We start from the raw sequence: 23285 nt of genomic DNA, 5'->3' as shown, positions 1-23285 counted from the left end.
CTCCCACCCATGTTATTGTGTACTGTATTCACCCCGATGCCGTTGAGCCTTGCCCAACTCGGGCGAAGGTTGCAACTGCAGATTGCTCTTGTTGGTGCCGGCTACCCTCAGCAGCCCGAGGCCGCGAGCCGGCAGCTGGCCCCCGCGATGCCCTGGCAGCGCCGCGTCGCCGCGGCCTCGGCCGCCGCGGCGGTGGCGCCCGTGGCGGTGACATGGCGCACCAGCACCATCGTCGCCGGGTCGTTGGTCATGGCCATCACGCTGGGGGCGCGGCGCACCGCGAGCACCAGCGCCGCGCAGGCATTCGTCACTTCCAGCAGGCGCTGGCAATTGGGCTGCCCGCCCATCGCCTGGCAGGCGCGCGCGGCCGCGGCATGGGCGGCGACGCGATCCGCCTGCCCATTGACGAAGCCGAAAGCGACCGCCGGGCCGCGCCCGCCATAGATGGCCCCGAAGCGGGAGGATCCGGGCTCGGGCAGGCTCGCCACGGGCCGGCCCCGCCCGCTGGTGGGCGGCATCGGCGCCACCACCGTGCCGATCGGGCGGAAGCAGGGCCCGGCCATGATGCCGCCCGAGGCCGCGCCACAGGCCATCAGGATCGGCTGTGCCCGCGGCGCGGCCGGCAGCGTGAGGCGATAGGCGCTGCCCTCGCGGCAGCGGGTGTCCCAATAGGCGGTGCGGGCGCGGTCCTGGCCGGCGAAGAAGATCACGTTGATGGCTTGGCAGGTCGCGCCCTGGCCAAGGAGGAAGCGGAACAGCTCGGCCCGGCGCGTCGCCTCGGGCATGGCCAGGAACTGCTCATGCATGGCATTGCCCGATTGCGCCTGCGCCGCCGGCAGGGTCGCGGTCAGCAACAGCAGCGCCACCAAAGCAAGGCGGGCCACCCCGCCGGCTCCGGTCGCGCTCAGCCCTCGGTGATCGGGGACTCGCCGACCAGCGGCGGGCGGCGCGCCCAGTTCATGCCGCGCCGGGCGCGGTTGAAGCCGTAATCGAAGAGCTGGCGCATATAGGCCTGGTCGAAGGGGCTGGTGAAGGTGCCGGTGAATTCGGAGCCGATATAGGCCAGGTTGAAGCCGACCTCGTCCGCCTGCACGCGGGTGTAGCTGCGCAGGATGTCGTTGTAGCCGGCCGAGGCGATCATGCTCGAGATCGCGCGCCCGGCGATGGTCATGGCGCGCCGGTCCACCGCCGCCCATTCGGAATCGAGCCGCGCATTGCGGATGATGTAGGCCTCGGCCGGCTGCACCGGCAGGCGGCGCCGCAGGCGCTCGCGCCGCGCCTGGGTCACGCTGGAGGGGTAGAGGAAGAGCTGCACGAAGGCGCCGCCATCGACATGCATCTCCTGGTGCGGCCGGCCATCGACGGTGACGTCGATCATCACCGGCGGGAAGGCGCCGGGGATGGAGGCCGAGGCGAGCAGCAGCTTGCGCACCAGATCCAGCGCGCGCGGATCGCCCGAGGCGGCGATGGCGCCGATGTTCCAGATCACCGGCGTCTGGGCGTCGAGATTGGCGGTGCCGACCAGCAGCAGCCGGCCCTCCCGGTAGCCGGCCGCGATGCCCGCCAGCATCGCCTCATCCACATGGCGCGAGATGGTGGCGAAGAGCGGCGCGGTATCGGCCAGCGCATCGTCGAAGACGGCCGCGACCAGGAAGCGCTGGCGCAGCACGTCGGCAATCGTGATGCCGGTATAGACCTGCCGCAGATTCGCATCGGCGCTGCGGCCCAGGAAGGCGAAGGGCGCGGTCAGCGCCCCTGTGGACACGCCGGTGACGAGGTCGAAGACCGGGCGCGTGCCATGCTCGCTCCAGCCGCAGAGCACGCCGGCGCCGAAGGCCCCGTCCTCCCCCCCGCCCGAGATCGCCAACGCATCGAGTCGCGGCAGGTTGTTGGGGTCGCGGGCGCCAAGCGCGGCATTGCGCCGCGCCGTGGCGGCGGCGAATTCGCGCTCGATCTCCCGCGTGCCATGGGCGAGCAGGAAGCGCTCATTCGGCAGGCCGAGCACGCTGGCCCGCGCGGTGGCGCCACGGGGCACCGGGGCGCCGCGCTCGGGGGCGGCGCAGGCCGTGGCCGCGAGGCCAGCGCCCAGGGCCAGCAAGCCGCGCCGCTGCATCGGGTTCGTCATGCGTCATCTCCTGCGACCGGCGGTTGAGATATCATGCGCAAGGCGGCGCGCCCATCAATCGAGCCCGACCAGGCCGCGCGCATAATCCTTCGCGGCGAAGGGGCGCAGATCCTCGGCCTTCTCCCCCACCCCCACCATGTGCACCGGCAGCGCGAATTCCTGCGCCAGGGCCACCACCACGCCGCCCTTCGCACTGCCATCCAGCTTCGTGACGACCAGGCCCGAGACCTCGACCATCTCGCGGAAGATCTTCACCTGGGAAAGCGCGTTCTGGCCCGTCGTGGCATCCAGCGTCAGCAGCACCGTATGCGGCGCGGAGGGGTCGAGCTTGCGGATCACGCGGATGATCTTGCGCAGTTCCTCCATCAGCGCGGCCTTGTTGTGCAGCCGCCCGGCGGTGTCGATCAGCAGCAGGTCCATGCCCTCGGCACGGGCGCGGGCGAGGGCCTCATGCGCAAGGCCGGCGGCATCCGCGCCGTTCTTCGCCGCCACCACCACGGGGCAGCCGGTGCGCTCGCCCCAGATCTGGAGCTGCTCGACGGCGGCGGCGCGGAAGGTGTCGCCGGCGGCGAACATCACCTTCAGCCCCTGCGCGCGGTATTCGCGCCCGAGCTTGGCGATGGTGGTGGTCTTGCCGGTGCCGTTCACGCCGACCACGAGCACCACATGCGGGCCGTGTGATCTTTCGATGACAAGTGGCTGGGCGACGGGGGCGAGGATGCCCGCGATGCTCTCCGCCAGGGTGGCGCGCACCTCCTCGTCGGTCACTTCCTTGCCGAAACGGGTCTTGCGGAAGCCCTCGACGATGACGCGCGCGGCCTGCACGCCGAGATCGGCGGCGATCAGCGTCTCCTCGAGTTCTTCAAGGGCCTCGTCATCCAGCTTGCGCTTGCGGAAGACGGTGGTCAGCGCCTCGGTGAGCTTGGCGGTGGAGCGCGAGAGCCCGGCCTTGAGCCGGCCGAACCAGCCCTGCGGCGCTTCGGGCGCGGCGGGTTCGGGCGGTGGCACCGCGGCTTCGGGCGGCGGCGGGGGCGCTTCGACAAGGGCCTCGACGGGCGCTGCCAGCGTCGCTTCGACGGGTGCCTCGACAGGCGGCACGGCGGCGGGCGGCGGCGCGGGCTCGGGCGTCTCCTTGCCGCGCAGCCGGCCCCACAGATCCTTCAGCGCCATCAGGCGGCCTCCACCAGCAAAGCGTCCTCGGTGATCGCGCGGGCGCGGGCGCGCAGCAAGCTGCCGGGCGGGCGGGGCGGGACGAGCCGTACCGGCGCGAAATGCGCGGTATGACCGCGGCCGTTGCGCTCCATCAGCACGTCTTCCTCCTGCCCCAGCCGGCTTTCGAGGAAGGCGCGCGCCGCCGCCTGCCCCGTCTCGCGCAAGACCTTGGCGCGCGCGCGGCGGAGCGGCACGGGCAGTTGCGGCATGCGCGCGGCCGGCGTGCCGGGGCGCGGCGAATAGGGGAAGACGTGCAGGAAGGTCAGGCCCGCCTCCTCGACCAACGAGAGAAGCTGGGCGAAGTCATCCTCGCTCTCGGTCGGGAAGCCGGCGATGAGGTCGGCGCCGAAGACGATGTCCGGGCGCAGGGCGCGCGCGCGCGCCGTCAGCGCCAGCAGATCCGCCCGACCATGGCGGCGCTTCATGCGCTTGAGCATCAGGTCCGACCCGTGCTGCGCACTCAGGTGCAGATGCGGCAGGAAGCGCGGCTCCTCCGCGATCAGCCGCCACAGATCCGCATCCATCGCCGCCGGGTCGAGCGAGGAGAGCCGCAGCCGCGGCAGTTCCGGCACCGCCGCCAGCAGCCGGCGCGCGAGTTGCCCGAGCCGCGGCGCCCCGGGCAGGTCGGCGCCGTAGCTCGCGATATCGACGCCGGTCAGCACGATCTCTCGCATCCCGGCGGCCACCATGGCGCGCGCCTGGTCCACCACCACGCCCATCGGCAGGCTGCGGGAGGGGCCGCGGCCATAGGGGATGACGCAGAAGGTGCAGCGATGGTCACAGCCCTGCTGCACCTGCAGGAAGCCGCGCGCGCGCCCCGCCATCTCTGTCACCGGATGGGCCGGGATGTCGCGCGCCTGCATCACGTCGCTCAGCGGCATGGGCTGCCGCCAGGCCTCGGGGCGGAGCTTGTCGGCATTGCCGATGAGGCGCGCCACGCCCGGCAGGCCGGCCCAGGCCTCGGGCGCGATCTGCGCGGCGCAGCCGGTGACCAGGATCGGCCTTCCCGGCTGCTCACGCGCCGCGCGGCGGATCGCCTGGCGTGCCTGGGCCTCGGCCTCGGCGGTCACGGCGCAGGTGTTGACGATCAGCGCGTCGCCCAGCCCGGCCGCGGCCGCAAGCGCGCGCATCGCCTCGGATTCGAAGGCGTTGAGGCGACAGCCGAAGGTGAGGGTCTCGGGCGACATGCCGGGCGGATATAGGCCGGGCCGGCCCGCACCGGAACCCGCGCGCGGGCGTCATGCAACCGGCACGGCCCTGTCATCGCCCTGACCCGGCCGCTGCCTAGGCTCCGCGCCGATCAGCCGGAGTCCCCGCCATGACGCTGCGCCGCCGTGCCCTTCTCGGCACCCTCGCCGCCCCTGCCCTGCTGCCGCGCGTCGCGGGTGCCCAGACGGACACCCGCCCCGTGCTGCGCGTCGCGGTCCAGGCCCTGCCGCCGACGCTCGAACCGCTGGAGGCGATCTCCAATGTCGGGCTGCGCCTCACCTACAACGTCTTCGACACGCTCTGGAGGCGCGATTTCGTGGCCGAGGCACGGGAGGGCGGGTCGCGGCTCACACCCTTCCTCGCCACCGCGCTCGAGCAGCGCGACCCGCTGACCTGGGTGGCCAGGCTGCGCCCCGATGTGCGGATGCAGGACGGCACGGTGCTGAGCGCCGCCGACGTGCTCTCGACCTTTTCGGCCGAACGCATGTGGGGCGAGACGACGCAGACTTTCGAGGGCCGTGTCAATTTCGGCCATCTGGCCGGGGTGGAGGCCGATGGCCCGCTGCGCGTGGTGTTCCGAACCAGGCACCCGGACCCGGCCATGCCGCAGCGCCTGGCCGCCTATGGCGGGTGGATCCACTCGGCCAAGGCCTATGAGGAGGGCGGGCTGGCGGGCATGCGCACGCGGCCCATCGGCAGCGGCCCCTATCGCGTGGCGAGCTTCCAGCGCGACCAGCGCGCGGTGCTCGAGGCGCATGACGACTATTGGCAGGGCCGCCCGCCGGCGCGGCAGGTAAGCTTCACGGTGGTGCCCGAGGCCTCCTCGCGCATATCGGGCCTCCGGGCAGGCGATTTCGATCTGGTCACGAATCTGCTGCCCGAGCAGATCGAGCCCCTCGCCCGGCACCCGACGCTGGAAGGCGTGGGGGTACCGCTCGATTTCGCGCACATCCTCTATTACGACACGCGCCGCCCGGCGCTGCGCGATGCGCGGGTGCGGCGCGGGCTGAACCACGCGATCGACTACGAGATGCTCGGCCGCGCGCTCTGGGGCGCCGCGTACAAGCCGATGCCCGCCCTGCAGATCCCGGCCTTTGGCGATCTCTACGACGCCAATCGCCGCGGCTTCGCTCATGACCCCGCCAAGGCGCGCGACCTGCTGCGCCAGGGTGGCTATCGCGGCGAGGAACTCATCATCCGCATCGCGCCGGCCTATTACCTGCAGATGCTGCAGGGCGTGCAGATCATGCAGCAGATGTGGGCCGCGGTCGGGGTGAATACGCGGCTCGAGACGCGGGAGAATCTCTCGCTGCTGACCCAGCCGGGGGCGGATATCCGCCCCACCTCCATCGCCTTCCGCTTCCCCGATCCGCTGGGCGGCGGCCTCGCCGTGCATCTCTCCCGCGAATACTCCTTGCAGCGCGCGGGCTTCTGGCAGCCGGTGCGCTTCAACGAGATCGTGGACGCGCTGCGCATCGCTGGTGACCCGGAGGAACGCAAGCGGCTCTGGCTTGCGCTGCTCGATGAGTTTGAGGCCGAGGCGCCGGCCGTGATCCTCTACCCGGTGCGCGAGTACTTCGCGAAGCGCCGCGCCATCCAGTGGCAGCACCCACCGCTCTACTACATGGATTTCCGCCCCGGCCAGTTGGCCTTCGGCTGAGGAGAACCCGCATGAGCAAGATCGTCTTCCTCTCCGACCTGCATCTCTCCCCGGTGCATGGTTTCTTCTGGCCGAATTTCCGCACCGCGCGCGCCGCCGCCGATGCGGCCGGCGCCGAGGCGGTGATCGTCAATGGCGATCTGTGCATCAACGGACCCGAGAGCGATGCAGAGATGGCCTTCGCCGCCACCGCGCTGGCAGGCTTCGCGACGCCCGTGCTGGCCCTGCCCGGCAACCATGATGTGGGCGACGAACCGCCGGGCCAGGATCCGAACCAGATCATCGACGGGCCCCGCCTCGCGCGCTGGGATGCGGCCTTCGGCACGGATCGCTTCGTGCGCGATGTCGGCGCCTGGCGGGTGGTGGGCGTGAACGCGCAGCTCTTCGGCGCGGGCCTGGCGCGGGAGGCAGAGCAGGAGGCCTGGCTGGTCGAATGCCTCGCCACGGCTGGGGCGCGCCGGGTCGCGCTGGTGCTGCACAAGCCGCTCTTCATCGAGCAGGTGGATGAGGCACCGGCCAATGCCTCCTGCCTCACCCCCGAGCCCCGCGCGCGTCTGCTGGCGCTGCTGCGCGCGCATGGCGTGGCGATGGTGATCAGCGGGCATCTGCACGCCACGCGCGACCGGGTGGTGGACGGGGTGCGCCATCTCTGGCTGCCGGCCACTGCTTTCCTCGGCAGCGCGTCGCATGGCGGGGCGCCGGCGGTCGGCGCGGTGGTGATCGACTTCTCGGCGGAAGAGGCGCTGGTCGCCCCCCTGCCCATGCCGGCGCTGACCCCCTTCGATCTCGCGGCGCTGAAGGAGCACGGGCGCTACAGATTCCTCCGCGACATGCCGCCCTGCCCGGTCCCGGCGGCGGAGGCGGGCTTGGCGCCAGCCTTGGCGGCGGGAGTAGATTGAGGTCCACTCAGTACGACACAAAGTAGAAATTTCTTTTTTATGGGCGCATATTGCGTATTGGAAGAAAAATCACCTTCTTTGGCCCCTGAAACGCCCGCAGGAGCCCCGGCATGAGCAAGATATTCGTGATCCACGAGAACGCGCCCTGGGTCGTCCCCCTCCGCGCCGCCTTCACCGCGCTCGGCACGCCCTTCGAGGAGTGGTTCCTCGATCGCGGCGTGCTGGACCTCACCGCGGCGCCGCCCGAGGGCGTCTTCTACAACCGCATGAGCGCCAGCTCGCACACCCGCGGCCACACCCATGCGCCCGAATATGCCGGCGCGGTCATCGAACATCTGGAGCGCCATGGCCGGGCCGTGGTGAATGGCCGGCGTGCGCTGCAGCTCGAACTCTCCAAGGTCGCGCAATACCAGGCGCTGGCGGCGCATGGCATTCCCACCCCCGCGACGCTGGCCGTGATCGGCACCGAGAACATCGCCGAGGCGGGCGCGCGGCTCGGCTATCCCCTCATCCTCAAGCACAACCGCGCCGGCAAGGGCTTGGGAGTGCAGCTTGTGCGCAGCGCGGCCGCGCTGGCCGAGGCGGTGGCGAAGATCGAGGCCGATCCCGACCCGACGGCCCATCCGCGCGACGGCATCTGGCTGGTCCAGCGCTACATCGAGGCCCCCGAGCCCTTCATCATCCGCGCGGAATTCGTGGGCGGGCGCTTCCTCTATGCCGTGCGGGTGGATACCTCCGAGGGCTTCGAGCTCTGCCCCGCCGATGCCTGCGCGATCGGCGAGGGCGCGGCCTGCCCGGCCGTGGCGCCGGGCGAGAAGTTCCGCATCCTGGAGGGCTTCACCCACCCGCTGCTGCACCGCATGGAGGCCTTCCTGCTCGCCAATGGGGTGGGCGTGGGCGCCATCGAGTTCATCACGGACGCGCAAGGCCAGAGCTTCGCCTATGACGTGAACACCAACACCAACTATAATGCCGAGGCCGAGGCCCGCGCCGGGCGCACCGGCGCGCAGACCGGCATGGGGGCGATTGCCGCGCACCTCACCGGGTTGCTGTGGCGCCAGGGAGTTGCCCGCGCCGCTTGACTTTAATTGTGCCCTCAGACGGCGGGCGGCGGCATCCGCCGCCTTGCCTTCGCGCCATTGGGCGCGGGCGCCATTCGGCGCCTCGGCCGCCAGTGGCGGCCGCCTGTCAACCAGCACGGCAAGGTGTGGAAATTCTCTGGTGGCCTTGCACCCCGCCCCGCCCGCCCGTATAAGCCCGCCTCCGCGCGTCATGGCCTCTGACTGGGCATGCCTGGCCGCGGAAACGCGCCCCCGCCGCATGGTGCGGCCCGCCGCCTCGAAAGGGGTTGCGGCGCAAGGTGGGGCGCGAGCAAGACCGAGGAGGTCCAAATGCCCAAGATGAAGACGAAGTCGAGCGCCAAGAAGCGCTTCAAGATCACCGCCACCGGCAAGGTGCTGGCCGGCCCGGGCAACAAGCGGCACTGCCTCACCGCCCGGTCCAACAAGGCCAAGCGCCAGAACCGCGGCAGCCAGGTGCTGCGCCACCAGGACGGCCTGACCGTGCTGCAGTGGCTGCCCTACGGCATCGATCGCTGAGCGGGAGGATCTGAGCCATGGCACGTGTCAAGCGCGGCGTTACCAAGCACGCCCGTCACAAGAAGGTCCTGAAGCTCGCCGAGGGCTATGTCGGCCGCTCCTCGACCGCCTATCGCCCCGCCCTTGAGCGGGTCGAGAAGGCGCTGCAATACGCCTATCGCGACCGTCGCAACAAGAAGCGCGACTTCCGCGGCCTGTGGATCCAGCGCATCAACGCCGCGGTGCGTGAGCATGGGCTGACCTATTCGCGCTTCATGGCGGGCATCAAGGCGGCGAACATCGAGATCGACCGCAAGGTGCTGGCCGCTCTCGCCTATGACGACGCGGCCGGCTTTGCGGCCATCGTCGAAAAGGCGAAGGGCGCCCTCCCCGCACAGGCCTGAACCCGCTAGGTTCGGCATCGACATCGAGGGCCGTCCCGCAGGGGGCGGCCCTTTCCGTATCCGGAGCCTTCGATCATGAGCGCTGACCATTCGGGCCTCGCGCGCACCATCGCCGCGCAGATCGCCGCCGCCGCCGACTTGCGGGCGCTGGAGGCGGTGCGCGTCGCGGCGCTGGGCAAGTCGGGCGAGGTGACACAACTGCTCAAGGGCCTCGGCGCCGTGCCGGCCGAGCAGCGGCGCGAGGCCGGCGCCGCCATCAACGCGCTGAAGAACGAGATCGAGGGGCTGCTGGAGGTCCGCCGCGCCGCGCTGGAGGAAGCCGCCCTTGAGGCGCGCCTCAAGGCCGAGCGGATCGATGTCTCGCTGCCGCCCCGCCCCTTCGCCGCCGGCAGCGCCGAGCAGGGCGGCATCCACCCGATCAGCCGCACCATCGAGGAACTCACCGCCATCTTCGGCGCGATGGGCTTCCGCGTGGTCGAGGGCCCGGACATCGAGAGCGACTGGCACAATTTCGGCGCGCTCAACATCCCCGACCACCACCCGGCGCGGCAGGACCACGACACCTTCTACCTGCCCGGCACGCGCTCGGACGGCCAGCGCACCGTGCTGCGCACCCAGACCTCGCCGCTGCAGATCCGCACCATGCTGGCCGAGCCGCCGCCGATCCGCATCATCGCGCCGGGCCGCACCTATCGCGCCGACCATGACGCGACGCATTCGCCCATGTTCCACCAGGTGGAGGGCCTCGTGATCGACCGCGGCATCACGCTCGGCCACCTCAAGGGCTGCCTGACGGATTTCCTCCGCGCCTTCTTCGGGATCGCGACGCTGCCGGTGCGCTTCCGCAGCAGCTACTTCCCCTTCACCGAGCCCTCGATGGAGGTGGATATCGGCTGGAACCGCAAGACGGGCGAATTGGGCTCGGGCGGCGACTGGCTGGAGATCCTGGGCAGCGGCATGGTGCACCCGAAGGTGCTGGCCAATTGCGGCATCGACCCGCGCGAGTGGCAGGGCTTCGCCTTCGGCATGGGGATCGAGCGCATCACCATGCTCAAGCACGGCATGCCCGATCTGCGCCCCTTCTACGAGAGCGATCTGCGCTGGCTGCGCCACTGGGCGGCCGATCCGCTTTCCCCTGCTTCCCTGCACGAGGGCATCTAGCATGACGCAGGCAAGCACGATGACCGCGCCACGAGAATGCGGCCGCAAGGCGGCCGCCGCCGCCCACCGAACCTCCCAGCTTGCGCGACTGACGCGCGGCGAAGCCAAGGCCGCGGATGCGGCCACCCGGCGTCTGAGGGCATAGAAAAATGAAGTTCACAATGTCCTGGCTGCGCGAGCATCTGGAGACGGATGCGACGCTGGAGCAGATCAGCACCACCCTCTCCGCCATCGGCATCGAGGTCGAAGGCATCGAGGATCGTGCGGCCGCGCTGTCGAGCTTCCGCATCGCGCGCGTGATCGAGGCTGTGCAGCACCCCAACGCCGATCGCCTCCGCGCGCTGCGCGTCGATCTCGGCGATGGGCGCGAATACTCGGTGGTGTGCGGCGCGCCGAATGCGCGAACGGGCATGCTCGGCGTGGCCGCCCTGCCCGGCGCCTTCATCCCCGGCACCGGCATCACGCTCAAGGTCGGCGAGATCCGCGGCGTGAAGTCCGAGGCGATGATGCTGTCGTCCCGGGAAATGGGTCTCGGCGACGACCATTCCGGCATCGTCGACCTGCCCGAGGATGCGCCGGTCGGCGCGCGCTATGTCGATTATGCCGGGCTCGACGACCCGATCATCGAGATCAAGGTCACGCCGAATCGCGGCGACGCGCTCTCCGTCCACGGCATCGCGCGCGACCTTGCCGCGGCCGGCCTGGGGCGTCTCAAGCCGCTGGTGCCGCCCAGCGTCACGGCAGTCTACCCCTCCCCGCTGCGCTGGGAGATCGCCGATCCGCGCGCCTGCCGCTGGGTGCTCGGGCGCGCCATCCGCGGCGTGAAGAACGGCCCCTCCCCGCAATGGCTGCAGGATTGGCTGGTCGCCATCGGCCAGCGCCCGATCAACGCGCTGGTCGATGTCACCAACCTCTTCACCTTCGGCCTCGGCCGGCCGCTGCATGTCTTCGACGTGGCCAAGGTGAAGGGCGATGTGCTGACCATGCGCATGGCCCGGCCCGGCGAGACGCTGGAGGCGCTGAACGGCAAGACCTACGCCCTGACCGAGGAGGACGGCATCATCGCCGATGCCGCGGGGCCGGAGGCGCTGGGCGGGATCATCGGCGGCGCGCCCTCGGGCTGCGACGAGACCACCACCGAATGCTTCATCGAATGCGCGATCTTCGACCCGGTGCGCATCGCGCTCTCCGGCCGGCGCCATGACGTGCGGACCGAGGCGCGGCATCGTTTCGAGCGCGGCGTCGATGCCGCGCTGCCGCCGCTGGCCCTCGACCTAGCCACGGCGGCGATGATGGCCATCGTCGGCGGCGAGGCGAGCGAGGTCGTCGCCGCCGGCGCCGAGCCCGCCTGGCAGCGCGAAGCCACGCTGCGCTTTGCCCGTGTCGCGGAACTCGGCGGGCTCGACCTGCCGCGCGCCGAGATCGAACGCCGCCTGGCCGCGCTGGGCTTCGAGACGCGCGCGCAGGATGCGGAGAAGATCACCGTCGCCGTCCCCTCCTGGCGCAACGACATCGCGGCCTTCGGCGCGCTGGCGCAGGATGCCTCCCTGCCCGCCGAGCGCGCCCGTGCGGCGGCCGAGGGCGCAGCGGCGATCGAGCCGGAATGCGATCTGGTGGAGGAAGTGCTGCGCCTCGGCGGGCTGGATGCCGTGCCCTCCGTCTCCCTGCCCGTGGCCCACCCGGTGCCACGCGCGGCGCTGAGTCCGAAGCAGGTACGCGCGGGCCTCGCGCGCCGCGTGCTGGCCGCGCGCGGGCTGCAGGACAGCGTGACCTATGGCTTCGTGGCGCGCGAGGTCGCGGCGCTGTTCGGGGAGACGCCCGATAGCCTGCATCTCGAGAACCCGATCGCCAGCGACCTCGACCAGATGCGGCCCACGCCGATCGCAACACTCGCCCAGGCCGCCGCACGCAATGCGGCGCGGGGCTTCGGCGATGTCGGGCTGTGCGAGATCGGCGGCGCCTATCGCGACCCGGCCGCGGGGGTCAGCCAGTTGCAGGTCGCCGCCGGGCTGCGCGCCGGCTTCACCCCGCCGAACTGGGCCGCCCCCGCCCGCGCGGTGGATGCGCTGGATGCCAAGGGCGATGCGCTGGCCGTGCTCGGCGCGCTCGGCGTGCCAATGGCGGCCGTGACGCTCACCACCGACGCGCCGGGCTTCTACCACCCCGGCCGCTCGGGCGTGCTGCGGCAGGGACCGAAGACGGTGCTGGCGACTTTCGGCGAGCTGCACCCGAAGGTCGCGAAGGCGCTGGGTCTGTCCGGCCCGGTCATCGCCTTCGAAGTCTTCCTCGACGCCATCGCCGAACCCAAGCGCCGCAAGAAGGGCCTGCCCGACCTGCCGGCCTTCCAGCCGCTGCGGCGCGACTTCGCCTTCGTGGTCGATGCGACCGTCCCGGCCGAGACGCTGCTGCGCGCCGCGCGCGGGGCCGAGAAGACCCTGATCGCCGAGGTGACCCTCTTCGACCGCTATGCCGGTGAGAAGATGGAGCCGGGCAAGGTCAGCCTCGCGCTGCAGGTCACGCTGCAGCCGCGCGAGCGCACCCTGACCGATGCGGAGATCGAGGCCGTGGCCCAGAAGATCGTCGCCGCCGTGGGCAAGGCCAGCGGGGCGGTGCTGCGGGGGTGAACCCGCGCCCGCCCGGCAAGGCGCGCAACCTCGCCGCGCTCTACGGCGCGGTGGTGCTGTGCCTGTCGGTCTGGTTCGCCGGCACCGCCGCCGTGCCGGTGCTGCTGGCGGAGGGTCTCGTCACGCCCGGCCGCGCCGCCTGGCTGACCACCGCGGTGCAGCTTGGCTTCGTGGTGGGCACGCTGGTCTCGGCGGTGCTCTCGCTGGCGGATCGCCATGATCCACGCCGGCTCTTCCTGGCGTGCGGGCTGCTCGCGAGCCTCGCCACCCTGGTGCAGACGCTGGTGGCGCCGGCCGGGGCGGCGGCGCTGGTGTTGCGCTTCGTCGCGGGGGCGGCGATGGCGGGGGTCTATCCGGTCGGCATGAAGCTCGCTGCCTCCTGGGCGCGGGCCGATCTGGGGCTGTTGATCGGGCTGCTGGTCGGCGCCGTGACGCTGGGCTCGGCGCTGCCGCACCTGCTGCCCGGCCTGCTGGCGGGGCGGGGCTGGCAGGGTGCGTATCTCGGCGCCGGCCTGCTGGCCGCGGCCGGGGGGCTGCTGGTGCTGGGCTTCCGGCCCGGCCCGCTGCTGGGCGCAAGGCCGCCCTTCCGCCCGGCCCAGGCGCTGGAAGTCTGGCGCAACAAGGGCTTGCGGCTCGCGACGCTGGGCTATCTCGGCCATATGTGGGAACTCTACGCCATGTGGGCCTGGATCGGCCTGTTCCTGGCCGGCGTGCTGGGCGGCCCGCCCGGCGCCGTCGGCCCCTGGGTCTTCGCCGTGCTGGGCGCGGGGGCGCTGGGCTGCGTGCTGGCGGGGTGGCTCGCGGACCGGTGGGACCGGGCGAAGGTGGCGGCGCTCTGCCTGCTGGTCTCGGGCGGCTGCGCGCTGGTGATCGGCCCGGCGGCGGCGCTGGCGGGCCCGGCGCTGGTGCTGCCGCTGGCGCTGGTCTGGGGCTTCGCCGTGGTGGCGGATTCGGCGCAATTCTCGGCCTGCACCGTCACCCTCTCCCCGCCCGACTATGTCGGCACGATGCTGACGGTGCAGACCAGCCTGGGCTTCCTGCTGACGGCGCTGGCCATCGGGGTGATGCCCCTCGCCGTGGCCTGGCTGGGCTGGGTGGGGGCCTTCGCGGTGCTGGCGCCCGGGCCGCTGCTCGGCGCGGCGGCGATGTGGCGGCTCTCGCGGCTGTAGAGCACGATCCGTCCTCTCGGACGGATCTCGTGCTCTATGACATATCGCTCTAGAAACTCATGCCCAGGCCGATCGAGTAGCCGGAGACATCCTGGCCGAAGACGATGCGCCCCATGAGGCGCACGCGCTGCAGGTAGAGCCCCATGGCGCCGATCTCCTGCCGGCCCATGTCCAATTCCAGCCCACCGCCGATCTTGGTGAGGGAATTGAAGCCGAGCGCGCCCCGCTGGTCGTAGAGGAACTGGCTGTGCAGCCCCTCCAGCACGTAGCGGACGGGCCGGCCATAGGCCTCGCGCCCCGTGGGCCAGCGATAGCGCGTCCAGAGCCCGATGGCGCCGTTCTCGGCCCGGTAGGTCAGGCCGTCCGTGGTGCCGGGGATGCTCTGCAGCTGCATGCGGCTGTAGCGCAGCTCGGCCTCGAACTCCCAGTCGGGGCGGTAATCGTACCAGGCGAAGACCATGGCCCCGCCCAGCCCGGCCGCCAGCAGCTGCCCACGATCGAGCAGCTTGATGTCGATGCCGGTCAGGTATTGCAGCAGGTTGCCCGCCACGGCGAGGTCCGAGCCCAGATAGCCGAGCGAGCCGTTGAGAATGGGGCGGAGCTGGATGCGGTCCGTCACCTGGAAGGACCAGCCGACGCCGATGGTGGTGGAGACGCTGTTCCAGCGGATCGGCAGGCGGGTGCTCTCCGCGCCCAGCGTGGCGACGAAAAGCGGGTCGTAGCGCGAATAGCCCAGATAGCCCTCGAGGAAGAGCGGCACGGATTCGGACACGTTGAAGCCCGTGCCGAGCTGGCCCATCAGCAGCCCGGTGCGGTCCTGCCCCTGGCTGATGGAGAGGTCGCTCGCCGTGCCGTCCGGCACGGTGGCGTAGCCCATCACGGCGAGCGCCGCATTGGCCGTGCGTTGCAGGGAAGGCCCGAAGATCGACTGCCAGGTGTTGGACTGGGACTGCGCATGCGCCACGCCCGCCGCCGCCAGAAGGGGCGGCAGCGCCAGGGCGAGCAGGGCGGCGCGGCGGAGCCAGGACATCGGGGCGCAGTCACACCATCGCGCGCGCGGCCTGTCCAGCGCGAAAGCGCACCCGCCGGCCCTCGCGCCGCTTTGCACCGCGGCCGCAAGCCCCTATGTGGGGGGCAAATCCGCAGGCAACCGCATGACCGACGTCCCGATCGACCGCATCCGCAATTTCTCCATCATCGCCCATATCGACCATGGGAAATCGACGCTCGCCGACCGGCTGATCCAGACCACCGGCACGGTGGCGCTGCGCGACATGAAGGAACAGCTCCTGGACAACATGGAGCTGGAGCGCGAGCGCGGCATCACCATCAAGGCGCAGACCGTGCGGCTCGCCTACAAGGCGCAGGACGGGCTGGTCTATACGCTCAACCTGATGGACACGCCGGGCCATGTGGACTTCGCCTATGAGGTCTCGCGCTCGCTCGCCGCGTGTGAGGGCTCGCTGCTGGTGGTCGATGCCTCCCAGGGGGTCGAGGCGCAGACGCTGGCCAATGTCTACCAGGCGCTGGACGCGAACCATGAGATCGTGCCGGTGCTCAACAAGGTGGACCTGCCCGCCGCCGAGCCGGACCGCGTGAAGCAGCAGATCGAGGACGTGATCGGCCTCGATGCCTCGGACGCCGTGCTGATCTCGGCCAAGACCGGGCTGAACATCGAGGGCGTGCTGGAGGCCATCGTCACCCGCCTGCCCGCCCCCAAGGGCAACCCCGAGAGCCAGCTGAAGGCGCTGCTCGTGGACAGCTGGTACGACGCCTATCTCGGCGTGGTGGTGCTGGTGCGCGTGAAGGATGGCGTGCTGCGCAAGGGCCAGAAGATCCGCATGATGTCCAACGGCTCGACCCATACGGTGGAGCAGGTGGGCGTCTTCACGCCGAAGATGGTGCCGGTGGATTATCTTTCCCCCGGCGAAATGGGCTACGTCACCGCGGCGATCAAGACGGTGGCCGACACCAATGTCGGCGATACCCTGACCGAGGACCGCAACCCCGCGGCCGAGGCCCTGCCCGGCTTCAAGCCCTCCGTCCCCGTGGTGTGGTGCGGGCTCTACCCCGTCGATGCCGATGATTTCGAGAAGCTGCGTGAGAGCGTGGCGAAGCTGCGGCTCAACGACAGCAGCTTCCATTACGAGGCCGAGCATTCGGCCGCCCTCGGCATGGGCTATCGCTGCGGCTTCCTCGGCCTGCTGCATCTCGAGATCGTGCAGGAGCGGCTCTCGCGCGAGTTCGACCTCGACCTGATCGCGACCGCGCCCTCGGTGGTCTACAAGATCCGCCGCACGAATGGCGAGGTGAGCGAGCTGCACAACCCCGCCGACATGCCTGATCCTTCCGTGATCGATGAGATCGAGGAGCCCTGGATCAAGGCCACGATCATGGTGCCGGACGACTATCTCGGCCCCGTGCTGACGCTGTGCAATGAGCGCCGCGGCCAGCAGGTGGAGCTGACCTATGTCGGCTCGCGCGCCATGGCGGTCTATCGCCTGCCGCTGAACGAGGTGGTGTTCGACTTCTACGACCGGCTGAAATCCATCTCCCGCGGCTATGCCAGCTTCGACTATGCGGTGGATGGCTATGAGGCCGGGGATCTCGTGAAGATCTCGATCCTGGTGAATGCCGAGCCGGTCGATGCCCTCTCCTTCATGGCGCATCGCAGCCAGGCGGATCGCCGCGGCCGGCAGATCTGCGAGAAGCTGAAGGAGCTGATCCCGCGCCAGCTCTTCAAGATTCCCATCCAGGCCGCGATCGGCGGGCGCGTGATCGCGCGTGAGACGATCAGCGCCATGTCGAAGGACGTGACGGCCAAGTGCTATGGCGGCGACATCAGCCGCAAGCGCAAGCTTCTGGACAAGCAGAAGGAAGGCAAGAAGCGCATGCGGCAGTTCGGCAAGGTCGAGATCCCGCAGAGCGCCTTCATCGCCGCACTGAAGATGGACGCCTGATCCTCAGATCAGGCTGATCTCGCTGGCGCCGATCGCCCCTGGGGCAGTCAGCACCGCGAGCAGGAAGAGCTGGTCGTCATCGGCAAGGCCTGCCAGGCCATCGCGCTCGCGCAGATAGTAGAGTGCGGCGTCGGTGCCGCCTGGCCCGCGTGCGATGATGAAGCCGGCCTGCCCGGGGTCCCCGGCGGCAACACGGCTGGCAAAGGCCGCGTTGATCGCCGCGCGATCGGCGAAGCCGCCGGCCACGGCATTGCTGGCATGGATGAGGAACACGACCCCAGTCGAGAGATCCACCGCCGCACCCTGCGCGACCTCGATGATCGCCGTCTTGGAACCCAGGCCGATGAAGCCCGCGCGCGTGAACTCCAGGACGTTGCCCGTATCGCCCACCCCGTTGAAGCCGATGATGGTGTCAGCCTCGGCCAGCAGACCGGGGTTGGCGGCGATGGCGATGTCGCGCGAACCCTCACCGGCCGCGCCATAGACCAGCCGGTCGGCGGCGCCATCGGCGGACAGCACCAGCCGGTCGGCCCCCAAGCCGCCGCGCAGCCGGTCGGCGCCCGCGCCGTCGCTGATCACATCTGCGCCGCGCCCGCCGGTGATGGACTCGTTGCCAGCGCCGCCGCGGATGTCGAGCTTCGCCGTGGCCTGCGCACCCTCCAGCGTCGCGCCAGCCGCCCCGCCAGTGGTGACAAGATCGAGGGTGAAGGACCCAGAGCCCACAGTGGCAACAAAGCTCTGGGAGAGCACGAGCCGGCCGCCATCGAGGGCCACTTCGAGCGATTCGAAGCCGGTCAGATTGGCGAGCGCCGCGGGACCGAACCGCTTGCCATCGAGGTCCAGCACCAGCCGGTCCAGGCCCGCCCCACCATCGGCCATATCGTCGGCACCGGCATCATCCAGGCGGATCGTGTCATTGCCGGCACCGCCCATGACGAGATCGGTGCCCGTGCCGGCATCGAGCCAATCACCCGCACTGCCGCCGAACAGCATGTCGTCGCCCGCGCGGCCGCTGAGATGCGCGGCGGTGGCAAGTGCGCCGGCATCGAGCACATCGCTGTCATTGCCGCCACGGAACTGCACCCCGCCGCCCGCGGGCAGGCCGCCGGCGACGAAGGTGATGGCGTTGGGCACGGCATCGGCAAGCTCGATGATCTCGAAGCCGCTGAGTTGGGCGAAGGAGAAGCCGGCGCTGTTGACCGCGCCGAAGACCCGCAGCGTGTCGATGCCCGCGCCGCCGTCGAGCCGCGCGGGGTCTGTGCTCGCTGTCGGTAACGGCGTGAAGATCAGGTCGTCGCCGCCGCCGCCCATCACCAGATCCGCCCCGCTTTCGCGTGATATGGTGTCGGCGCCGCCGCCCCCGATCAGCGTATCGGCAGTCGATCCGGCCGGGGAGGCGTCGGCGTCGATGCGTGAGATCCTGATCCCGGCGCTGGTGACGGCGCTGGCATCGACCAGGAGCCGCACCGGATCAAACGGGAAAGACGAGATCAGCAGGGGAGTCTCAGCTGTCTCGGCCAGGCTGTCGGTCACGAAGATGGTACTGTCGACGTACCATGAGGTTCTGATCCGTTCGAAACCGGAGATTCGTTCGGCCATCGCGGCGCTGATGACCAGCGGCGCCCCGCTATACGACGTCATGTCCAGTTCATCGGTGCCCGAACCGCCCGAGAACAGATCGTCGCCAATCGGCGCAATAGCCCCGACGTCGATGGTGTCGTTCCCCGCCCCCCCGAACACGCTGTCCTGACCGGTTTCGATCAACGAAAAATCGATCCAGTCATCCCCGGCACCGCCGAGGATGCGATCGTTCCCGGCACCACCGGACAGCCCGCGGTCATCGCCACCGCCGCCATCGATCGTGTCGTTGCCGGCACCGCCGTCGATCTCATCACGCCCAAGACCGCCGAGAATGAGATCATCGCCGTCCTGGCCGCGCAGCGTGTCCGCGGCAATCTCGTCCACGCCATCCATCACGCGCCGATCGGTGCCGATGATGGTGTCGTTGTTGCCGCCACCCTCGATCCGGATGGGGCTCCCAAAGAATCCCTGTGCGTTGATCCGGTCCTTTCCCTCGCCGCCGAACACGGGCAGGTAGCCGGTATCGCCGGCCACCCTGTCCTCGGGCGCGAGCTGCGGCAGGCCCCGCAACGTGATCGCAACACCATCCGGGCCAAGCTCCAGGCGCTCGAAGCCGGTGAAGCGCTCAGCCTGGCCCTGCCAGAGGACCCCGCCGGACGTGAGGCGGATGATGCCGGTGTCAAAAGGGTCCGTCAGGAAGGAATCGGCCAGGTCGAGGTCGGCCAGCGCCATCTCCACCGTCGAGCCACCCACGGGCGAACTCAGCGTGTCAGCGCCGCTGCCCGGACGGAACACGACGTCACGGGCGTAGTTGTCGAACCGGTCGTTCCCAACTCCACCTTCGAACAGGGTGGCGTAGGTTCCCATCATGAAGGCATTGGAGACGACGTGATCTCCACCGGCACCGCCAAGGACGGTCACCGGGGCGTCGGCCGGGTATCCATTGCCAAAATTGACCTGCGAGGGGCCGGCGTAGCCGCGCAGGTCGACGATCTCGAAGTCGACGATCTTGGGAAATTGGAGGTAGAAGCTCAGCATGATCCCCGGCGCCGCATCGCCGGAAATCCGCAGCGTATCGATCCCGCTGCCGCCGATCAGCGAATCCGTGCCCTCGAAGGGCTGGGTGCCGAGCAGGCTGCTCTGGCTGAACTCGACCGTGTCGTTGCCGCCACCGCCTACGAACGTGTCCGCCCCGGTGCCCGGACGGAACAGGTCATCGCCGTCACCTCCCAGAAAGCGGTCATTCCCGCCAGCGCCGTCGAGGACGCCGTTGTAGCCCGCGCCGCGCGCGGAGATGTCCAGGACATCATTGCCCACCCCGCCCAGCATGGTCAGCACGCCGCCCTCTGGCGCGCCGGCCAGGGCACCGATGGTGATCGCGTTGCCCGCGCCGGTGTTGTTGACGGTGATCCGCTCGATCCCCGCCATCCATTGCGCGGCCGCGGCACCCGTGAAGCTCAGCCCGACCGCGGAATCGAGGCGCAGCGTGTCGTTGCCCGCCGCCCCGAAGAAGGTGTCGTTGCTGTCGATCGAGCCATTGGCGCCGGGCCAGATGAAGGTGTCATCGCCCGCCGTGCCGGCGAAAGTGCCATTCAGGCTCGCAAGGAAGGTGAAGACGGCCATGCCTGCCCCCGTATCAGCGCGTGCCGGCGCCCCCGCCGCCTTCGGCGCGGGGCCCTGCCTGTCTGAGACTGCCACGCAACGGCCTGGATATAAAATGACGAGCGCAAAACTGGCGCCCGCCTGCCATTTCACTTATGTGCAAGGGCACTGCCCGGCGCGCCGATCGGCCGCCGCACCAAAGTCTCGGAGGAAGGAGAAGCCCCATGTTCACCCTGACCAAGCGCGGCCTGATGGGCGCCGCCGCGGCGCTGAGCCTCGCCGCCGCGCCCGCCCTGGCCCAGGCCCCCTACCCCACCCGCCCCATCACCATGATCGTTCCCTTCGCCGCCGGTGGGCCGACCGACACGGTCGCGCGCCTCATGGCGCAATCCATGGGCAATGAGCTCGGCCAGCCCGTGGTGGTCGAGAATGTCGGCGGCGCGGGCGGCACGCTCGGCGCGCAGCGCGTCGCCAATGCCCGGCCCGATGGCTACACGGTGCTGCTGCACCACATCGGCATGAGCACCATCCCCACGCTCTATCGCCGGGTGCCCTATGACGCGATCAACGGCTTCGAGACGGTGGGCCTGGTCACCGAAGTGCCGATGACGCTGGTGGGTCGCCGCAACCTGCCCGCCAACAACATGCAGGAGCTGATCGCCCTGGTGCGGCGCGAGCGCGAGAAGCTGAACTACGCCAATGCGGGCATCGGCGCGGCCAGCCATCTCTGCGGCCTGCTGCTGATGAAGGCGCTGGATACGCCCATGACGACCGTGCCCTATCGCGGCACGGGCCCGGCGATGAACGACCTGATGGCCGGCACGGTGGACCTGATGTGCGACCAGACCACCAACACCACCGAGCAGATCCGCGGCGGCACCATCCGCGCCTTCTCGGTCACCACGCCCGAACGCCTGGCCGCGCTGCCGGACGTGCCGACCTCCGCCCAGGGCGGCCTGCCCGGCTTTGAGGTCACCGTCTGGCATGGCCTCTACACGCCGCGCAACACGCCCCGCCCGGTGGTCGAGCGCCTGAACCGTGCGCTTGTCGCCGCGCTGGCCGACCCGAACATCGTCCGCCGCTTCGCCGATCTCGGCACCACGCCCGTCGCCGCCGCTCGGGCGACGCCGGAATACCACCGCACCTTCTGGCAGGCCGACATCCAGAAGTGGCGCCCGCTCATCCAGGCGGCGGGCCAATACGCCGACTGATCCTGCGCTTCGCCGCGTGGGGGAGATCCACTACGCGGCCTTCAGGATCGAGGTCACGCGTCAGCGCTTCCTCAATTTCAGCGAAGGCGGCCCGCAAGGCCGCCTTCTGCGTCTCTGGCAGCCAGATGGCCTGAATCCCGGCGGGGGGGGACCTTCGCCCCTGAAGCGCCATGCGCCAGGACTTGCCCCAACAGCGACACGGGCTGAGTTGTTGCCGCCTGCACGAATGTGGTGTTTGCCTCCCGCATCTGGTGCTCGACCTTCGTCGGCGTGTCGATGGGCGGGGTTGCCGAGGCTCCGGGGGCTGGCTAGAAGGCGATGCCGGTGCGGGACAGGTGGCCGAGTGGTCGAAGGCGCACGCCTGGAAAGTGTGTAGACGTGAAAGCGTCTCGTGGGTTCGAATCCCACCCTGTCCGCCATGACCCCTGGCTTCCGAGGGTTTCCTGGCGATCCATCCGAGGCTCCCACAAACATTCCTGCCATCGGGAAGGATTCGGCGAGGGAGGTCGTGGCCAGGGTGATGGTGTGGGATCTTTGCCAACGAGGGCGCCATCACCCGGCTGATCGGCCTTGCGGGAGTGCCGCAAGTCTGTGCGAGCAGTCCGATGAAGGAGCCACCCCGCGCGCCCGCTACATGACGCTGGCAACCATCGGCTCCGGGAGCGACAATCCCGCCGTCGCTCTGCCCGCCTTGGCCGGACGACGCGGCGCCTAGAGCATTATGCGTTCAGATGGGTCGCGGCGCTGCCGCGACGCTGAACGCATTTCTTGCTCTAGATTCAATGATTTCTGGAGCATGAGCTGCGTTCATGAGAACGCAGCCTGCTCTAGACCCGCGAAGGATCGCGAAGCCAAAACCGCGCGTGCGAACACGACCGGTTCACGGTTCACGCAGCCGCGGCGACTGGGTTTTCGATTGTAAAGCGTGCAAGAGGGAGGCAAACCTCGAAGGGGTGGCAGCACGGTGGACAATCCGATCCTCATTCCCACACGACGGGCTTTGGCGCAGGCCACGCCGTGACACGCTTGTTCGGAGGCGCCGCGGTGGACCGGTTGCGCCGCCTCGCGGTCAGCCTCTACGCTGCGCCGCCAGACCTGCCGGTGCAGCGCTTCTGCGCGATGCTCGCGGCGCGCGGCATCGGCGGCATCGGCCTCACCGCGCGCGCGGTCGAGGCCCTGCGCCCTGAGGCACTGGCGCGTCTGCTTCGTGACCACGACCTCTGCGCCACCTCGATGAACAGCGCCGGCTACGTGCTGCACATCGATCCAGCCGCCGCCGCCGCGCAGGCCGACCTCGACGCCAAGCTGTTCGAGGCCGCCGCGGCGCTGGATGCGCCCGTCAATGTCATCCTCGGCGGCACACTGCACGCCGCGACTGCCGGCGGCGCCGCGCCGCCACTACGCGAGGCCTGGCGTCGCGCCGCGGAGGGTTTGGCCCGTCTCGCCGAGCACGCCCGCGCCGCCGGCGTCCGCCTGGCGCTCGAGCCGATGCACCCGCTCGCCCTCGGCACGAAGGGCTGCATCAACCAGATCTCCCATGCGCGCGCCCTGGCCGCGCGGCATGCGGGCGTGGGCCTGACACTCGACCTCTACCATTCCTGGTGGGACGCCGACCTGCCGGCCGCCGTCGCGGAGGCGGACATCCTGGTCGCGCAGGTCTGCGGCCTGGACGTTCCGGCGGATGGCACGCCGCCGCTGCGCGCGGAACTCTCCGCCGGCCCGTCCGACCTGGCCTTGTTCCTCGGCGACCTCGACGCGGCCGCCTATGCCGGCGCGGTGGAATATGAGGTGTTCTGGGAGCCGATGGGCCGGCCGGACACCGAGGGCCTGCTCGACCGCGCCACGCGCGATTGGCTGGCGCTGACAAGCCCCACCGCCGCACCGTGAAGGA

The 23285-nt window shown here is 70.2% G+C and carries 17 protein-coding genes and 1 tRNA gene; 12 read left to right on the top strand and 6 right to left on the bottom strand.

Translation table 11 applies throughout. The annotated features are described in order from the left end of the window. Window positions 1-107: 107 nt before the first annotated feature. Genes AC2D9U_RS23650 through mtaB form a run of 4 tightly spaced genes read right to left on the bottom strand, consistent with a single transcriptional unit; the run spans window position 108 to window position 4524 of the window. A complete protein-coding gene (locus AC2D9U_RS23650; protein ID WP_484753942.1) occupies window positions 108-884 on the bottom strand; it encodes a DUF4189 domain-containing protein in 777 nt (258 codons plus the stop codon). 20 nt (window positions 885-904) lie between these two features. Then, entirely contained in the window at window positions 905-2125 is a 1221-nt protein-coding gene (locus AC2D9U_RS23645) for a patatin-like phospholipase family protein (RefSeq protein ID WP_484753940.1), read from the bottom strand. 54 nt (window positions 2126-2179) lie between these two features. Next, window positions 2180-3295: a signal recognition particle-docking protein FtsY gene (gene ftsY, locus AC2D9U_RS23640; RefSeq protein WP_484753936.1), complete on the bottom strand. Its 1116-nt coding sequence runs from the start codon at window positions 3293-3295 to the stop codon at window positions 2180-2182. Beyond that, window positions 3295-4524: a tRNA (N(6)-L-threonylcarbamoyladenosine(37)-C(2))-methylthiotransferase MtaB gene (gene mtaB, locus AC2D9U_RS23635; RefSeq protein ID WP_484753933.1), complete on the bottom strand. Its 1230-nt coding sequence runs from the start codon at window positions 4522-4524 to the stop codon at window positions 3295-3297. The genes ftsY and mtaB overlap by 1 nt, the downstream gene beginning before the upstream one ends. A gap of 131 nt (window positions 4525-4655) precedes the next feature. On the opposite strand from mtaB, the gene AC2D9U_RS23630 reads away from it, so the two are divergent. The 8 genes from AC2D9U_RS23630 (at window position 4656) to AC2D9U_RS23595 (ending at window position 14040) form a co-directional block, all read left to right on the top strand. Continuing rightward, the gene (locus tag AC2D9U_RS23630) at window positions 4656-6206 is read left to right on the top strand and encodes an ABC transporter substrate-binding protein (protein ID WP_484753930.1); all 1551 of its coding nucleotides are present in this window, start codon (window positions 4656-4658) and stop codon (window positions 6204-6206) included. Window positions 6207-6217: 11 nt separating this feature from the next. Further along, window positions 6218-7105, top strand: coding sequence for a metallophosphoesterase family protein (locus tag AC2D9U_RS23625; protein ID WP_484753928.1), 888 nt, complete (start codon window positions 6218-6220; stop codon window positions 7103-7105). A gap of 110 nt (window positions 7106-7215) precedes the next feature. Further along, window positions 7216-8187: an ATP-grasp domain-containing protein gene (locus AC2D9U_RS23620; RefSeq protein WP_484753926.1), complete on the top strand. Its 972-nt coding sequence runs from the start codon at window positions 7216-7218 to the stop codon at window positions 8185-8187. Window positions 8188-8496: 309 nt separating this feature from the next. Beyond that, window positions 8497-8703, top strand: a complete 207-nt coding sequence (gene rpmI, locus AC2D9U_RS23615) for a 50S ribosomal protein L35 (protein WP_484753922.1) — start codon at window positions 8497-8499, stop codon at window positions 8701-8703. Window positions 8704-8720: 17 nt separating this feature from the next. After that, window positions 8721-9086, top strand: a complete 366-nt coding sequence (rplT, locus tag AC2D9U_RS23610) for a 50S ribosomal protein L20 (RefSeq protein ID WP_484753918.1) — start codon at window positions 8721-8723, stop codon at window positions 9084-9086. Between the two features lie 75 nt (window positions 9087-9161). Further along, on the top strand, window positions 9162-10247 hold the full coding sequence (gene pheS, locus AC2D9U_RS23605; RefSeq protein ID WP_484753916.1) for a phenylalanine--tRNA ligase subunit alpha: 1086 nt from the start codon (window positions 9162-9164) through the stop codon (window positions 10245-10247). Window positions 10248-10396: 149 nt separating this feature from the next. After that, the gene (gene pheT, locus AC2D9U_RS23600) at window positions 10397-12871 is read left to right on the top strand and encodes a phenylalanine--tRNA ligase subunit beta (RefSeq protein WP_484753913.1); all 2475 of its coding nucleotides are present in this window, start codon (window positions 10397-10399) and stop codon (window positions 12869-12871) included. Further along, a complete protein-coding gene (locus tag AC2D9U_RS23595) occupies window positions 12868-14040 on the top strand; it encodes an MFS transporter (RefSeq protein ID WP_484753911.1) in 1173 nt (390 codons plus the stop codon). Before pheT ends, AC2D9U_RS23595 begins: the two co-directional genes overlap by 4 nt. 49 nt (window positions 14041-14089) lie before the next feature. Here AC2D9U_RS23595 and AC2D9U_RS23590 read toward each other — a convergent pair whose 3' ends face one another. Continuing rightward, window positions 14090-15070 (bottom strand): hypothetical protein, encoded by a 981-nt coding sequence (locus tag AC2D9U_RS23590; RefSeq protein ID WP_484753908.1) that lies wholly within the window; start codon window positions 15068-15070, stop codon window positions 14090-14092. 124 nt (window positions 15071-15194) lie between these two features. Between AC2D9U_RS23590 and lepA the strand changes: the two genes are divergently transcribed. Then, window positions 15195-17000, top strand: a complete 1806-nt coding sequence (gene lepA / locus AC2D9U_RS23585; protein ID WP_484753904.1) for a translation elongation factor 4 — start codon at window positions 15195-15197, stop codon at window positions 16998-17000. Between the two features lie 3 nt (window positions 17001-17003). On the opposite strand, the gene AC2D9U_RS23580 is transcribed toward lepA, so the two are convergent. Further along, the gene (locus AC2D9U_RS23580) at window positions 17004-20204 is read right to left on the bottom strand and encodes a calcium-binding protein (protein ID WP_484753898.1); all 3201 of its coding nucleotides are present in this window, start codon (window positions 20202-20204) and stop codon (window positions 17004-17006) included. A gap of 203 nt (window positions 20205-20407) precedes the next feature. Between AC2D9U_RS23580 and AC2D9U_RS23575 the strand changes: the two genes are divergently transcribed. The 3 genes from AC2D9U_RS23575 to AC2D9U_RS23565 all read left to right on the top strand — a co-directional run bounded on the left by AC2D9U_RS23575 (window position 20408) and on the right by AC2D9U_RS23565 (window position 23281). After that, window positions 20408-21394 carry a tripartite tricarboxylate transporter substrate-binding protein gene (locus AC2D9U_RS23575; protein WP_484753895.1) on the top strand — a complete coding sequence of 329 codons (987 nt, stop codon included), beginning with the start codon at window positions 20408-20410 and terminating at the stop codon, window positions 21392-21394. A gap of 329 nt (window positions 21395-21723) precedes the next feature. Further along, window positions 21724-21813 (top strand) — tRNA-Ser (locus AC2D9U_RS23570). Window positions 21814-22438: 625 nt separating this feature from the next. Next, complete coding sequence (locus tag AC2D9U_RS23565) at window positions 22439-23281, top strand: sugar phosphate isomerase/epimerase family protein (protein WP_484753892.1); 843 nt, start codon at window positions 22439-22441, stop codon at window positions 23279-23281. The last annotated feature ends 4 nt before the right edge of the window (window positions 23282-23285 follow it).

It is taken from the genome of Roseomonas sp. TF40, from assembly GCF_057219975.1.
This window is presented reverse-complemented; position numbering and strand designations above follow the sequence as displayed.